This window comes from Gordonia jinghuaiqii (assembly GCF_014041935.1).
Classification (GTDB): Bacteria; Actinomycetota; Actinomycetes; order Mycobacteriales; family Mycobacteriaceae; genus Gordonia; species Gordonia jinghuaiqii.
Window position 1 is genome coordinate 4,539,793 of sequence record NZ_CP059491.1, and the last position, 13,855, is coordinate 4,553,647.

Below are 13,855 nucleotides of genomic sequence, written 5' to 3' on the forward strand. Positions count from 1 at the left end.
AGTGTGGTCTGTCAGGCGGCGTCGTCGAGTCTCATGGTGCGGCGGTTGTAGGCAGGTAGCGGTCGGCGTTGTGGGTCGATGTCGACCGGTGGGATCAACCACGGATTCCGGTCGAAGCCGAGGACGACGTCCCAGCCGTTGTGGTGGACCTGGGTGTGGCAACGCTGGCAGAGCAGACATCCGTTGTCCAGGGACGTCTCCCCGTCGTCGGCCCAATGCCGCAGATGGTGTACCTGGGTATGTGACGGTGGTGCACCGCATTTGATGCAGCATCGGTCCCGGATGACTACGGCCTTGCGCAGGTGAGGCGGGAAGATTCGTTTGTCGTGTCCCATCTGTAGCGGGACGGTGTCGGCGTTGATGATGACTTCGGTCAGTGTCCCGTCGCAGGAGAGGGCGCGGGCGGTGGCGTCGGTGATGGTGCCGGTCCACGGGAGCGCGCTCATGTCTGTGGCGTCGGCGGGGATGGTGAGGATCAGCTGGGTGCGTGGCGCTCCGGCGGTGTCGAGGGTGGCACCGAGTACGGCCTGGTCGAGGATGAGTTCGAAGGCGTCGGCGCGTCGTTGTTCGGGTGAGCGGCGGTCGTCGGCGCCGTCGGGTTCGGGTCGGGGTGTGGAGCGTTCGTCGATCATGGCGATGAACTTCTCGCCGATGACCTGGGTGAGGTCGGCGTTGATCTCGACGCGGCCGTCGTCGGTGAGGGCGTGGGAGACGCTGTTGAGTGCGCGGTCCTCGGCGGCAGGGATACCTCCGTGGGCGTCGGCGACAATGTTGCCGAGTGTGTGTGCTCGGGCCAGCACTTCGGCGGGTGTGGCCCCAGACAGGGCCTGGGTGAGTAGTTCGGTCTCGAAGACCGACACCTCGTCGTCGGAAAGATCTGTGGGGACCGATGTTCGATGTGGGCGATCCCTCGGATGATGGCGTCGGCGATCTCGCTGGACAGGCGCCCGTCCGCAGCATGGCCGGCGACCTTCGGCAACCCACCCAGCCCGTCGACGCTCCGCACGATGCGCGCGGCGACCGCGGGTGCGAATCCCATCTCGATCAACAGTTTCGACAGGGTGGAGTGGCTGCGTTCAGCCACGCGCAATCGCGCGAGTTCGGCTGCGCGCACCACGATCTGGTGCTCAACCGCGTTACGCATCAACCGTAGGGTATCCAGCTCGGTGAACGTCGCGCGACCGGTGGAGTCGTCTGCGGGGAGCGTCGTCTCGATGAGGGAATCGAGGAGGTGGGCGAGTTCGGGCATGACTCCAAGGTAGCCGAACATTTGAGCGATGGTGAGAACTCTCCACAGGGATTCCGTTGCGCCACAGCAGGTTCAGAATCTCGGGATGTGAGACAAACACGTGCGATACTGACCGTTTTCGTCACAGGAGTAACCACCTGCATCAGAAAGTGCTCGAATCCACTCGAATAGCGCCCCTCTGTACCAACCGAGGAATGTCAGGAAAGGTTTGTCCCGGGCACGCGTGGCGCTCCGGCGCAGCACCTTCGAGAGCCCCCTCCACAGATCCGAGGGTGACGACTCAGGAAGGAGCAGTTCCCGAACGTTCCTGCGCCGCACGGAACATCGCCACGACCGCGACGCGGACATCTCCGCGGTCGCGGACCGGCCGGCCCCAACCGATCCGGATGGGGACGACGCCGCCCGGCACCGTTGCCTCGAACATCGCGGCCTCATGGTCGAACCCCGTCATCACCGCAGCGGTGGCATCCGGCCGCTCGCCGAGCATTCGGCAGATGAGTAACGAATCGTCGGCATGATCGTCGTTCATGTGCGCCAGGACGGCGGCGACCACGTCCTCGGGGAACGATCCCTCCGCGGCAACCTCGTGACCCATCCCCGTCACCGGCCGTCCGCGGCCGTCGCCGGTGTGAAGACGTCCACCCACCGACGGAAGTGCTCGGCATCCCCGCCGTTGGCCTCGAACCATCCCCAGGCACCGCCGGACGCACCGGTGACGTCCTCGACGACCAGTTCGATGGCTTCTCGGGGCGTTCGCAGGATGGGTGCATCGAGGGTTGTCCCGGCCGGAATCCGCCGGCGTTCGCGTAGCCGTGCGAAGACGCCCGCGATGCCTTCCTCAGTGCGCTGGTAGTCGGCGATCACCGACGACTCGTCGACGCCGGCGAGCAGCAGCGCGATGGCGACGATCACGCCGGTTCGGTCCTTGCCGGCGGCGCAGTGCACAAGTGTCGCGCCGGTGGGATCGAACGCATTGAGGGCCGCGGTCAGGCGATGCCCGCCCGTGCGCATCATCGCGGTGTAGATCTCGAGGAGTGCCGTGTCCGCCAGGCGGTCGATGCGGGCGCCCGAGGACACCTGGCGATGAACGACGCGCACGCCGCGGGGCCAGGTCACCGCCATGCTGCCCAACTCCGTGGGGTCGCGGAGGTCGACGACCGTGGCGGGCGGCCACGGCAGCCCGTCGGGGGCGTCATCGCCGGGGTACGGCGCATCACTGCGGATCAGGACGTTGTGCGCGGTGGAACGTCCGCCGGCGACCGGCATGCCGCCGAGATCGCGAATGTTGGCGAAGGTCCGGAGCTCAGCGTCGGATGAGAGTGTCACACCGTTCCCGATCGTCGTGTGGCAGTGGTGAGGCGCCCATCACGATACCCATGCGCCCTTCTCACCGGCCGACGGCGGCTGACGTACCGTGGCGATCACCCGCCGGATTCGCCGCCCCCACCACATCCAGGAGGACCTCGGTGACGCAGTACCACTCTTACGAGCCGTCGCAGGGCCACCGACTGTCCCATGACCCGGTCAATGCGATCGTCGCGCCCCGTCCGATCGGCTGGATCTCGAGCGTCTCCGACGACGGCGTCCGCAATCTTGCGCCGTACAGCTTCTTCAACCTGTTCAACTACACGCCGCCGATCGTCGGCTTCGCCAGTATCGGATACAAGGACACCCTCGCGAACGCGACCACATCCGGCGAGTTCGTGTGGAACCTCGCGACCGACGAACTCGGCGAAAAGATGAACGCCACCTCCGCCGCGGTACCGGCCGACGAGGACGAGTTCGTCGTGGCCGGCCTGACGCCACTCGACTCCGACCTCGTCACGCCGCCGCGCGTCGCCGAGAGTCCGGTCAGCTTCGAGTGCCGGGTGAGCCAGTCCTTCCAACTGCGCACTGCTGCAGGGGAATCCGTCGACACCTGGATGGTGCTGGGTGAGGTCGTCAAGATCCACATCGCCACCGACCTCCTCACCGAGGACCAGACCTTCGACACCGCCGGTGCGCGTCCGCTGCTCCGCGCGGGCGGCGTGGGCGACTACTACTTGCCCAGCGCCGAGCACCATCGCTTCATGAAGAGGCCGAAACCCGCTACGCGGTAGCCCGTCTCTCCTGTCTCCGCGTGGCTTGGCTCGGGCCTCGGCGTCTCTGCCGCGCGGCCCATCGCAAGAGTTGAAGCAACCTGCGGCTGCCGTCGACAGTTTTACATTCTCGAAACGCGCTTCGACTTGTTGCCCCTGCAAGTGGTGCCTACCATTTGATCACGACGCCATCGCGTGGAACGGGATCAATAGAAACGTTTCTTCGCCCGATCGCCGTTCCATCCGGGTTGCCTCGACAGGTGATCAGGCCGTCGTCCTGCGCACCGACCGCGGCCACCAAGCGGCGGTCGATGGTGGCAGTAGAAACGATGCGAATCAGAGCTCACCACCACGGTCGGCGCGCCCGATGCGCGGTCCCGAAGAACATCGATGACGCCACAGAAACGAAACGGAGTTCGGCATGATCGTGTACGTCCGAGCCAGCAACCAGGTCGAGGTCATCGACGTCGGCGACGATGGCGTCAAGATCGTCACCCATCCTGCACTACTGCCATACCTCGCCGGCATTCTCCGGCTTCACGGGATCGGAACAGTGCGCGAAGATGTTGTGCGGCTTGATCCCACATGGATCGAGCGGAATTCGAACCCGGCCCGCCCCGAAGGCCTCCACACCCCCGAATGGGCCCAGATCACCACGCACGCCGGCGCAATTTAACGCAATCGAAGCCTATCGACGTCATCGGCGTAACCCGGTTCGATTAGCTTCTTCCCAACAGTCAAACGGCGGTGGCCGATGGAGTCCAACGTCAATCCGACCTCGAATAGAAACGGTTCTATACCCTGCGTCAAGGCAACAACGCCGACGCGATTGCGTCGACTGCACTGTCCGGCTCGTCGAATCTCAGGAAGGCAAGAAAAATGGGTGGTTCCAACCTGTTTCGCAACATCATGGTGAATGCCGACGCCAACAAGAACTCGATGTACTACATGTATCCCGAAGGCACCGAGTACGCCTCGGCGTATCTGGAGTCGCGAGGCGGCCCCTACGGCGCCGCGATGTTCGTCGGCCTGCAGGCGTTTCTCAAGGAGTACCTGACGCATCCGATCACGATCGAGGACGTCGAGGCCGCCGAGAAGATCGTGACCGGCCACAACGCGCGGTTCCCCAGGCAGGCGTGGCTCGATCTCATCGAGGACCATGGCGGCTATCTGCCCCTCGAGATCGAAGCAGTGCCCGAGGGCACTGTCGTGCCGATCCGCAACGTCATGATGCAGGTCGTCAACACCGACCCGAAGTACGCATGGCTCGTCAGCTTCGTCGAATGTGCACTGCAGCGGGCCCTCTGGTATCCATGCACCGTCGGCACGATCAGCTGGCAGGCCAGGCAGGCCATCAACGGTGCACTCGAGCGCACCTCCGACTCTCCCGCCGAAACCGCGCGCCTCTACCTCCACGATTACGGCGCCCGCGGCTCGAACTCGATGGAATCCGCCGGGCTCGGCGGTATGGCCCATTTGGTCAACTTCGACCAGTCCGACACCATGGCGGGGTTCATCGCGGCCCAGTACTACTACAACGCCGACAAGTCCCCCGCCGGCGCCTCGATGTTCCTCGAGCACTCCAACACGTCCTCGTTCGGCCCTGAGCATGAGACAGACGCATTCCGAATGCTGCTGAAAGACAAGGAAGCCGGCGTGGTCGGCCTGCTGGCGGACACCTACGACCACCACAACGCTGTCAGGAACATCATCGGCACCGAGCTCAAGGACGAGGTACTGTCCTACCCCGGGCTGGTCGCGGTCCGCTGCGATTCCGGTGACCCGATCATCACTCCGGTCGAGACCGTCGAAACCTTGATGGAATGCCTCGGCTCCAGCACCAACTCCAAGGGCTTCAAACTCCTCCCGCCGAACGTGCGCGTCGTGCAGGGCGACGGCCTCGACCTCCAGGCCTTCGCGGGCATCTACGCAGAACTCGAACGTCGGGGCCTCGCCGCAGACAACATCTTGTGCGGCATGGGCGCCGGGCTCCTGCAGGCCGTCACCCGCGACACCCTGAACTTCGGCTACAAGGCCAGCGCGGTCTGCATCAGCGGCGAGTGGAAGGGTATCGCCAAGAAGCCGACAGGCAGTTCGATGAAGCACTCGAAGGCCGGCCGCCTGGCGCTTCAGTACATCGACGGTGACTACCGCACGGTCCTGCGGGAATCCATCCCGGCCGAAGACAATGTCATGATTCCGATCTTCCGCAACGGCGAGATCTTCAAGACCTGGGAGTTCTCGGAGCTCAAAGCGCGTAGCGAGCGCCCCACCCCCGAGTATTACTACAACTCGGTGGCCAGCACCTTGTCCGCCGCGGCCTCCTGACATGACATAGGGGCTGCATCACAACAGAATACGAACGCTCGACGCAGGGCCCCGCCGGACTCGATCCGACGGGGCCCGGTCGTGGAGCCGCATACCGCCAGACCAGAAGTTCTAGTCCTCACCAGAGATTCCAGTTCCCAGACCTTGACAACCCGGCAACCTCAGATGTCTTGTTCCACTCGCTATTTGATACGTATTCTCATCTCGACAATCTCGACCCGGAGGGAAAGGGCTCCACCGGATACCTCGAGGTGTTCCTGCAACACGCCCGGAGCCGCGAGGACATGACGATCAGTGTGAGGCCTGCGTTCTGCTCTCCAACTCGGCCACACCCGGCACCCGCCTGCAGGAACGCGGCCGATTCCGCACCGACTACCCCGGGACTACGCTGCGCGACATTTGTATTCGGGTGAGTCGGCACAACGTGAGAGCGCCGGCTGCAGATCCCCTTCGCAGCCGGCGCTCTCGTCAGAGCTGTCAGGCGATGGTCCCGAACGGTGTTTCGTCGAAGACCCGGCGCGTCATCTTCCCGACAATCGGGCCGTCGGCGGTCCGAGCGGCCAGCTCCGTCACCCAGACCGGGTCGGACAGGAAGGCCGACCATTTGGCGTCGAGATCACCGAGGTCGGCGAACCGGATTGTGTAGGAGATCCCGTTGAAGGCGTCTTCTCCGATGCAGGTCATCCCCGCGGTGACGAGTTCCAGCTCGTGCTTGCCCATGAGAGGCTTGGACACCTCGTTGAACAGCGAGATGAGTGCGGGCAGTTTGCCCGGCACGGCCACGTAGTCCCGGATCTCGAAGATCATGGTATTGCCCTTTCGAATGGTGTTGTCATTGATTCGGCCCCCTCCGAGCCGGTTCCACGACCGGACCGGCCCCGGCGATGCCGTGGAAATTGTTGGCGTAGAACACCAATGGCGCATTGTGCGCGTGAGTCAGATGCACACCACCGATGCGGGCTCACTGTTGATCGGCGGAGCGACCGGCGCGGTGATACCGCTGGGAAAGCTGCCGAAGACTGTCCGCAGTCCGGCGCTGTCTATCACGCCCGAGGCGTCGTGGACGCCGATGAGTCGGTCGGACACTGCAATTCTCCCCCGCCAGGGCTCTTGTCAGAACAGGTGATTTTTGCCGCCGAACACTTCGCTGACCGAGTCGTTGGTGAAGATCCGGTTGATGGTGTCGGCGAGTAGTGGTGCGCACGAGACGACGTCGATGTTCTCAGGCGCTCCCGGACGCAGCGGGATGGTGTCGGTCACGACGATTCGCTCGAACGGTGAACTCGAGAGGTTTTCGAACGCACCACCGCTGAGTACGGGATGCGTTGCGGCAGCGAACACTCGACGGGCTCCTGCGCGCCGGACCGCCTCACCTGCCGCTCGCAACGTACCGGCAGTGTCGATGATGTCGTCGACGATGATCGCTGTCTTGCCCCGGACATTGCCGATCACCGTGGTGATCTCGGCGACCTGTTGGGCGGGCCGCTCCTTGTCGAGGATCGCCAGTTCAGCCCCGATGCGCGTGGCGAACTGCTTGTTCAGCTTGACCCGTCCGGCATCGGGCGCGACGACCACCAGGTCGTCGTCGAGCCCGGTGAAGTGATCGGCGAGCATCATCAGCGCGGTCATGTGGTCGACGGGAATACCGAAGAAGCCCTGTAACTGACCGGCATGCAGGTCCATCGTGAGGACTCGGTCGACTCCGGCCGCCTCGAGCGTGCGGGCCACCATTCGCGCCGAGATCGGCTCGCGGGGCGCAGATTTCTTGTCCTGCCGCGAGTAGCCATACCAGGGCGTCACCGCCACCACACGGTGTGCGCTCGCCCCCACAGCGGCATCGACCATCACGAGCAGTTCGAGCAGGGCGTCGTTGGTGTTCACCCCTGTCTCGGGGTTGCCACACATCGGCTGGATGAGGAACACGTCGGCCCCGCGGATCGACTCGTCGAACCGACAGTAGACCTCTCCGTTGGAGAACGTCTTGAGGGTGATCGGCCCCAGCTCGACTCCGAGCCTGTCCGCGATGTCCTCGGCGAGCACCGGATTGGCCCGGCCAGCGAAGATCATCAGCCGTTTCTGCGATTCACCGCGCATGGACGCGGTCATGAGATGTTCCGTAGTGGGAGTGAGTACGTCAGTGGCATGAGTGGCTGCTCGATTCCGGTTGTGATGGAAACGTCTCTAGATTTGGCGCGGAGACCCTGCGCCCCGGGTGAATGTGGCATCAGAGCGCGTTCACGTCGACCACCGTCCGGCCTCGGACCCGTCCGGACAGGAGCGGCTCGACCAGCCCCGGAACCTCGGGAAGTCCGACAACGCGAGTGGCCCTCGCGAGCTTGTCGCCATCGAGATCGGTGGCAAGCCGTGCCCACGCGTGCCTCCGGACGTCGATCGGGGCGTTGACCGAGTCGATGCCCGCCAGTGTGACGTTGCGCAAGATGAACGGCAGCACCGACGTCGGCAGGTCGGTGCCCTGTGCGAGGCCGCAGGCGGCGACGACGCCGCGAGCGCTGGTGTGGGCGATGACGTTCGCGAGAGTGTGGCTACCCACCGAATCGACCGCTCCGGCCCAGCACTCCTCGGCGATCGGCTCCACGGGCTCGGAAAGCGTTGTGCGGTCGATTATCTCGGAAGCTCCCAGCGAGCGTAGGTAGTCCGCCTCATCGAGGCGGCCGGTCGAGGCGATCACCTTGTAACCCAGGTCGGAGAGCAGCGCGATCGCGATCGAACCGACACCGCCGTTGGCACCGGTCACCAGCACGGGCCCGTGCTCCGGGGTCAGGCCACCGTGTTCGAGCGCCAGGACACACAGCATCGCGGTGTATCCCGCGGTCCCGACCGCCATGGCCTCCAGGGTCGAGAAGCGGTCGGGCAACCCCACCACCCACGAGCCGGGCACTCGGGCTCGCTGCGCATAACCGCCGTGGTGCCGCTGGCTCAGGCCCCACCCGTTGACGACAACCCGGTCGCCGATCTCGACTCCCTGACAATCCGACGCGGTGACGGTGCCGGCCAGGTCGATCCCGGGGATCAGCGGAAAGGTCTCCATCACCGCAGCGCGACCCGAAATCGCCATCGCGTCCTTGTAATTGATCGTGGAGTACTCGACGTCGACGGTGACCTCACCCGGCATCAGGTACGAGTCGTCGAGGTCGATCAGTGTGGTGACGATCGAGTCCGCTTCCTTCACGGACACGAGTCCCTTGAAACCCATGTCAGGGCCCTTCCGATGATTTTGTGTTGTTCCCCAGGCATTCTCAGAGTCATCGTGCCACCATTCCCGGTCACCGGGGGTGACTCCTCAGACTCCCATGAGAGACTCCGCGCGCGGCATACCGGCGCGGGCGCCGACGTGCGCGACCGACATAGACGCCGCTGCGACGCCGCGCAGTGCCGCGGCGGTGAGCGAAGCTCCTCCTGCCAGCGAGCCCGCCAACACCCCGTTGAGGGTGTCACCGGCTCCAGTCGTGTCCCGGACCTCGTCGATCCGGCCTGGCGGTAGCGTCGTCGTCTCACCCGACGGTTCGACGACAACCGCGCCCTCCGCGCCCAACGTCACCAGCACCGATGCATGTGACACGGATGCGATCGCCGCAGCCATCTCATTCACCGAGAGTGAGGTGCCCGACGTGCTGTCACCGACATTCGGCAGCAACCCGTACAGATCTTCGAGTTCGGTGCGGTTCGGCGTGACGACCGGGCCATGAGCGAGTAGGTCAACGATCCCCGCAAACACCGGCGCAGGGTTCAGCACACACGGTAGTCCGTGCAGGGCCGCGGTTTCCACGACAGCCCGTACCGCCGACGGGGGTATCTCCGTGCTGACCAGGACACACCCGGCCCAGTCCGCGGCCCGAACGACCGCGCGACGAACTGCTGTCGGATCGACTTCGGCGTTCGCTCCCGCACCCACCGCTATCTGGTTCTCACCCTTGGGATCCACGACAATCAGCGCGGTTCCGGTGGCGGTCCCGGCCAGGATCCTCACGTCGGTGACATCGATGCCCTCGACACGGAGTTCGTCCAGCGCACCGGTACCCATGGCGTCGGCCCCGACGGCGCCGCAGAAACGCACCTCCGCACCCGCCCGTGCTGCGGCCACGGCCGCGTTCGCCCCCTTGCCACCGCCGTGCTGGGCGACACCAGGCCCCACCACGGTCTCACCCGGGCCGGGCAGTCGTTGGGCCGCGACCACGAGATCGACGTTCACCGCGCCTACGACGAGGAGCCGTGCCGGCCGTGTGCCGGTCACAGCCGACTCACCGAAGAACGGACCTGCAACGAAGTCTCCAGCACGCTCAGCGGGTCCGGAGTGTTGTTCTCGATCATGTCGAACAACACCGACGCAGCACGAAATCCCATGTCGTGGGCGGGTTGCCGAACGCTGGTGAGTCGCGGCGTCAGTAGTCGGGACAACGCCAGGTCGTCGAATCCGACGATGCTGACATCCTCCGGCATGTCCAGCCCCACCTCTCTGCAGTACTCCATGGCGCCCACCGCCATCAGATCGTTGGCGCAGATGAGCGCGGTCGGGCGGGGAGTGCTTTCGAGCGCCTTCTTCGCGGCCTCGAAACCTGATTCCTGCCGGTAGTCGCCGTAGTAGACCGGAACCGCATCGGGATCGAGGCCGGCACGGGCGAAGGCTTCCCGGTATCCGGCGAGTCGTTGCTGGGCCGTCCACAGGGCAGACGGACCACCGATGACCGCGACCTGCCGGTGTCCATGGTCGAGGACGTGCGTGGCGACCTCACGCGCACCCTTCCTCGAGTCACAGACCACCGCGGGCAGGTCGATGCCCGGTATCTGTTCGTCGACGAGAACCACGGGACCCGACCGTGCGATCTCATAGCTCGCCGCCGGCATCGAGCCTGTTCCCGACAGGTACACGACCCCATCGATCCGCTGACTCCGGAGGAGCTTTGCCTGCTCCTCCTCCGATTTCGCCGACACCTCCGGTATCACCAGGACGACGAGCACATCACGAGCCGACGCCGCGCGCTGAACACCTTCGGTGACCATCGCGAAGAACTGGTTGGTCAACTCGGGAACGACCATGCCGATACGGGAGGCACTGCGCCGCTTCAGGTTGCGCGCCGAGTCATTCGGCGAGTACTCGAGCACCCGGACCGCATCGAGCACCCGGTTGCGCCGTTCGGGTGCGACCGGACCGGAGTCGTTGAGCACGTAACTCACCGTGCTCACCGACACCCGGGCGTGCTCGGCAACGTCCTTGATGGTGGGACGTTTCCGTCTGCGGTCCGGCTGTGTCACGTCATACCTCCTCGCCCGCACCGGCGGTGCGGCACCCTCCTGCCCACGACAGTATCGCCGACCACAGGGACGTGTAATGCGGCCATTCGACGAACTCCGGCGGTGCCCAGTGAGGCGCCAGGTCAGAGGCAAATGCCACGGCGCGCCCCTGGCCGTAGTCTCCGACGACGAGCATCGGGTCGTCGCCCGAACGAACCACGACGGTGCTGTCGGCCTTGGGGACGAGCCGGTTGTACCCGAGCAGCGGCGGCCACTGCGCGGGGGTACCGCCGAGAACCGGGTGATCGGAAAGCGCGACGTCGACCTTGAGGCCCTCGGGTACCTCGATCCGGTCGTCATAAGTCAGCATGTTCACCGGCAGGACGTCGGCCAACGGCGTCATCCCGTACCGGGCCTTCCCGTCGATGCCGGTGAAGGAGAGGTAGCCGCCTATCATCACCAACCCGCCGCCTCGACCGACGAAGTCGGCGATGACGCCGAGCCGGTTGGGCGACTTCTCCGACCGGAGGAAGGTCTCATCCGGCAACTGGAAGGAGTTCGAGCCGATGTCGGAGATCACGACGACGTCGTAAGCGTCGATCTCCTGCACCGTCTTGGGGAACTTCGTCGAGATCTCGTGGCCACGGACGTAGGTCACGTTGTGCCCGGCCTCGGCCATCTGTTCGAGGAAGAAGGTTGCGCCCTCCTCGTATTCGGTGTTGTGGAACTGGTCGAAGCCCTTCATGTGGATCGTGTGCTTGATCCACGATTCACCTGCGACGAGGACGTTGAGGCCGCTCATGCGAGGTCCCCACTGACTGAGCCGGCTGGATCGTTGCGATGGACCACGGTGTGTGTCCTCCTTCTGACTGGTCGCACTTTGTGTGTCGGGTGAAGCGCGGGAAACTGGTTGTCGCGACGGCGCATGTGCTGCGCTCACAACTGTTGGATTCGGGCTGTCGCCAGGCGCTGACCGAGCGCATAGGCCTCGCCGATGTCGGTACCGTGATAGGACACGGCCGCCATGTCGGAGATGACCGGACTCGCGTTGACCGCCACCGTGTGTGGCAGCCAGCCGAACAGTTCGACATCTGAAGACGAGTCACCGTATGCCACACACTCATTCGGACCGAGATCCAGTCGAGAAAGAACATCCCGGGTGATCTCGACCTTCGCCTCCGGTGACAACGTGGCGCCGTCGTCGAAGCCCTGACCGATCTCGAGCGCCGACCCGTAGGTCTCGTGGGCGCCCCACGTCTCGAGCCTCCGGACGAAGAAGACCGGTGACTGTGAGATCACGATCGCCACTTCACCGCGTGCCCGGATGTCGGCGAATGTCTCGGTGATCCCGGCCATCCACGGTGCCGCCCGGAATGCGGCATCCAGATCGGCCGGATCGGCATCGCCGCAGATGTCGAGAAGAACCTCCCAGAACTCCCGCTCGGTGATCTTGTCCTCGAGCCAGCGGGCCTCGATGTCCAGCCCGCGCGTGAGCTGGCCGAAATGACGGGCCAGTTCGATGGTGGCCGCTCCCCTGAGGAGCGTGCCGTCCATGTCGAAGACGTGGAGCCGGCGTCCCGTCAACGGGGCGTCGTTGCGCGCGTCGGACGCCACGGCGATCCTCCTTCGAAGTGGTACCGGGTCTACGTCGGGGTGATGGTCAGCCGCTCAGCAGAACTCGGGGAGGACCTCCTTGGCCATGAACTCCATGTTCTTGATGACCTCGCTGGTCGGCTGACCCACGGCGACGAGACAGGCCATGTGATCGACACCGAGCTTCTCGTAGGTCTTGAACCGCTCGATCATCCGCTCGGGCGTGGTCAGGATGGGATCGGAGTACTTCTCGTACAGCCCCTCACGGGGGAACGACTCGCTCTCGGGACGGACCAGACCGGCCTTGATCGCACCGTCGTCCACGGCGCCGCCGGTGCGGGCGGCGAGGCGCCCTTCCTTGCTCGCGGTCGAGCCGCTCCCCTTCACGAGCGCCCTGTAGTGGTTGTACTCGTTGAGGAAGTCGTCGAAGTACTCGAGGGCCTTCTCCTCGGTCTCACCGAGCCACGTATGCCGAAGCACCATGACCTGCTGGCGCGGATGCTCGCTCACGGCGACCGCATCGTCGTAGGCGGCCAGGAGTGTCTCGAGGTCGCCGTACGGTTCGAAGTTGCCGTGGTTGGGCGCGGTGATGAGGTTGAGCCCCTGCTCGGCGACGCGCTTGACGCCGTCCACGCTCTGCGACGCGGCCCAGATCTCCGGGTGCGGATCCGAAGCCGGTTTCGGAACGATCGTCGTCTCCGGGAAGTTGTAGAACTTGCCGTCGTAGGAGACGTCGTCCTCGGTCCACACCTTGCGGATGATCTCGAGCGATTCCTCGTACATGGCACGGGCATTGGCCATGTCGACGCCCACCCGCTCGAGCTGGTAGCTGCTGCCGCCGCGCGCCACTCCGATTCCGATTCGCCCGGGCGCCATCTGATCCAGAAAACTCATCTCGGAGGCGATGATCAACGGGTTGTAGTACGGCAGCACAACGATTCCCGGCATGATCCGCAGTCGCTTGGTGCGCTGCGCGGCAAGTGCGCTGAACATGATCGACGACGGGTTGGTCACATAGTTCTGGAAGTGGTTCTCGTTCACCGTCACGCCTTCGAAGCCGAGGTCCTCGGCCGCGTCGACGATGCTCAACATGTCGTTGAACACCTCTGACCACGGCCGGCTCATGTCCGGGTAGAAGAACGGGGTGGTGACCCAGATCTTGAGTGACATCGTGGATTCTCCTCGGTACTCGGTGACGGTTGGGTGGATTTTGTGGCGATCGGTGACGCTCTTGCGTTGCCGCTGTCGGCGGTCTCCGCGTCCACAACCGGGATTGGCCCAATACGCAGTAGAAACGTTTCTCTGATAGCTCGATGTTTGCCAGGTGAAATCGCTTCCGGATTACGCTTACGGTAGC

General features: G+C 64.7%; 14 protein-coding genes and 1 pseudogene. 3 read left to right on the forward strand and 12 right to left on the reverse strand.

Going from position 1 to position 13,855, the window contains the following annotated elements; genetic code table 11:
• Positions 1 to 11: 11 nt before the first annotated feature.
• The 3 genes and pseudogenes from H1R19_RS20235 to H1R19_RS20245 form a co-directional block, all read right to left on the reverse strand.
• A pseudogene (locus H1R19_RS20235) lies at positions 12 to 1,270 on the reverse strand (HNH endonuclease).
• A 259-nt stretch (positions 1,271 to 1,529) separates the two neighbouring features.
• Entirely contained in the window at positions 1,530 to 1,844 is a 315-nt protein-coding gene (locus H1R19_RS20240; protein ID WP_188331381.1) for a DUF2470 domain-containing protein, read from the reverse strand.
• A 5-nt stretch (positions 1,845 to 1,849) separates the two neighbouring features.
• A complete protein-coding gene (locus tag H1R19_RS20245) occupies positions 1,850 to 2,575 on the reverse strand; it encodes a tyrosine-protein phosphatase (RefSeq protein WP_219849970.1) in 726 nt (241 codons plus the stop codon).
• Positions 2,576 to 2,715: 140 nt separating this feature from the next.
• Between H1R19_RS20245 and H1R19_RS20250 the strand changes: the two genes are divergently transcribed.
• The 3 genes from H1R19_RS20250 to H1R19_RS20260 all read left to right on the forward strand — a co-directional run bounded on the left by H1R19_RS20250 (position 2,716) and on the right by H1R19_RS20260 (position 5,655).
• The gene (locus tag H1R19_RS20250; RefSeq protein WP_219849972.1) at positions 2,716 to 3,348 is read left to right on the forward strand and encodes a flavin reductase family protein; all 633 of its coding nucleotides are present in this window, start codon (positions 2,716 to 2,718) and stop codon (positions 3,346 to 3,348) included.
• 400 nt (positions 3,349 to 3,748) lie between these two features.
• Complete coding sequence (locus H1R19_RS20255; protein ID WP_219849973.1) at positions 3,749 to 4,003, forward strand: hypothetical protein; 255 nt, start codon at positions 3,749 to 3,751, stop codon at positions 4,001 to 4,003.
• Between the two features lie 203 nt (positions 4,004 to 4,206).
• A complete protein-coding gene (locus tag H1R19_RS20260; RefSeq protein WP_219849975.1) occupies positions 4,207 to 5,655 on the forward strand; it encodes a nicotinate phosphoribosyltransferase in 1,449 nt (482 codons plus the stop codon).
• Positions 5,656 to 6,132: 477 nt separating this feature from the next.
• On the opposite strand, the gene H1R19_RS20265 is transcribed toward H1R19_RS20260, so the two are convergent.
• The 9 genes from H1R19_RS20265 to H1R19_RS20305 form a co-directional block, all read right to left on the reverse strand.
• A complete protein-coding gene (locus H1R19_RS20265; protein ID WP_219849977.1) occupies positions 6,133 to 6,462 on the reverse strand; it encodes an NIPSNAP family protein in 330 nt (109 codons plus the stop codon).
• Positions 6,463 to 6,591: 129 nt separating this feature from the next.
• Entirely contained in the window at positions 6,592 to 6,741 is a 150-nt protein-coding gene (locus H1R19_RS20270) for a hypothetical protein (RefSeq protein ID WP_219849979.1), read from the reverse strand.
• A gap of 27 nt (positions 6,742 to 6,768) precedes the next feature.
• Positions 6,769 to 7,761, reverse strand: a complete 993-nt coding sequence (locus H1R19_RS20275) for a ribose-phosphate diphosphokinase (RefSeq protein WP_219849981.1) — start codon at positions 7,759 to 7,761, stop codon at positions 6,769 to 6,771.
• Positions 7,762 to 7,879: 118 nt separating this feature from the next.
• Positions 7,880 to 8,869 carry an acrylyl-CoA reductase (NADPH) gene (gene acuI, locus H1R19_RS20280; RefSeq protein WP_219849983.1) on the reverse strand — a complete coding sequence of 330 codons (990 nt, stop codon included), beginning with the start codon at positions 8,867 to 8,869 and terminating at the stop codon, positions 7,880 to 7,882.
• Between the two features lie 87 nt (positions 8,870 to 8,956).
• On the reverse strand, positions 8,957 to 9,907 hold the full coding sequence (locus tag H1R19_RS20285) for a PfkB family carbohydrate kinase (protein ID WP_219849985.1): 951 nt from the start codon (positions 9,905 to 9,907) through the stop codon (positions 8,957 to 8,959).
• The gene (locus H1R19_RS20290) at positions 9,904 to 10,926 is read right to left on the reverse strand and encodes a LacI family DNA-binding transcriptional regulator (protein WP_244970775.1); all 1,023 of its coding nucleotides are present in this window, start codon (positions 10,924 to 10,926) and stop codon (positions 9,904 to 9,906) included. Before H1R19_RS20290 ends, H1R19_RS20285 begins: the two co-directional genes overlap by 4 nt.
• Before the next feature lies 1 nt (position 10,927).
• On the reverse strand, positions 10,928 to 11,707 hold the full coding sequence (locus H1R19_RS20295) for a glutamine amidotransferase (protein WP_188331392.1): 780 nt from the start codon (positions 11,705 to 11,707) through the stop codon (positions 10,928 to 10,930).
• Between the two features lie 134 nt (positions 11,708 to 11,841).
• The gene (locus H1R19_RS20300) at positions 11,842 to 12,519 is read right to left on the reverse strand and encodes an HAD family hydrolase (RefSeq protein WP_244970776.1); all 678 of its coding nucleotides are present in this window, start codon (positions 12,517 to 12,519) and stop codon (positions 11,842 to 11,844) included.
• 54 nt (positions 12,520 to 12,573) lie between these two features.
• The gene (locus H1R19_RS20305) at positions 12,574 to 13,668 is read right to left on the reverse strand and encodes an LLM class flavin-dependent oxidoreductase (protein WP_188331393.1); all 1,095 of its coding nucleotides are present in this window, start codon (positions 13,666 to 13,668) and stop codon (positions 12,574 to 12,576) included.
• Positions 13,669 to 13,855 lie beyond the last annotated feature (187 nt).

What these genes read in the sequence shown, in the direction of transcription:
- acuI (WP_219849983.1), bottom strand. Translation starts at nt 8,869, where the DNA reads ATGGGTTTCAAGGGACTCGTGTCCGTGAAGGAAGCGGACTCGATCGTC.
- H1R19_RS20295 (WP_188331392.1), bottom strand. Translation starts at nt 11,707, where the DNA reads ATGAGCGGCCTCAACGTCCTCGTCGCAGGTGAATCGTGGATCAAGCAC.
- H1R19_RS20265 (WP_219849977.1), bottom strand. Translation starts at nt 6,462, where the DNA reads ATGATCTTCGAGATCCGGGACTACGTGGCCGTGCCGGGCAAACTGCCC.
- H1R19_RS20260 (WP_219849975.1), top strand. Translation starts at nt 4,207, where the DNA reads ATGGGTGGTTCCAACCTGTTTCGCAACATCATGGTGAATGCCGACGCC.
- H1R19_RS20240 (WP_188331381.1), bottom strand. Translation starts at nt 1,844, where the DNA reads ATGGGTCACGAGGTTGCCGCGGAGGGATCGTTCCCCGAGGACGTGGTC.
- H1R19_RS20255 (WP_219849973.1), top strand. Translation starts at nt 3,749, where the DNA reads ATGATCGTGTACGTCCGAGCCAGCAACCAGGTCGAGGTCATCGACGTC.
- H1R19_RS20275 (WP_219849981.1), bottom strand. Translation starts at nt 7,761, where the DNA reads ATGACCGCGTCCATGCGCGGTGAATCGCAGAAACGGCTGATGATCTTC.
- H1R19_RS20305 (WP_188331393.1), bottom strand. Translation starts at nt 13,668, where the DNA reads ATGTCACTCAAGATCTGGGTCACCACCCCGTTCTTCTACCCGGACATG.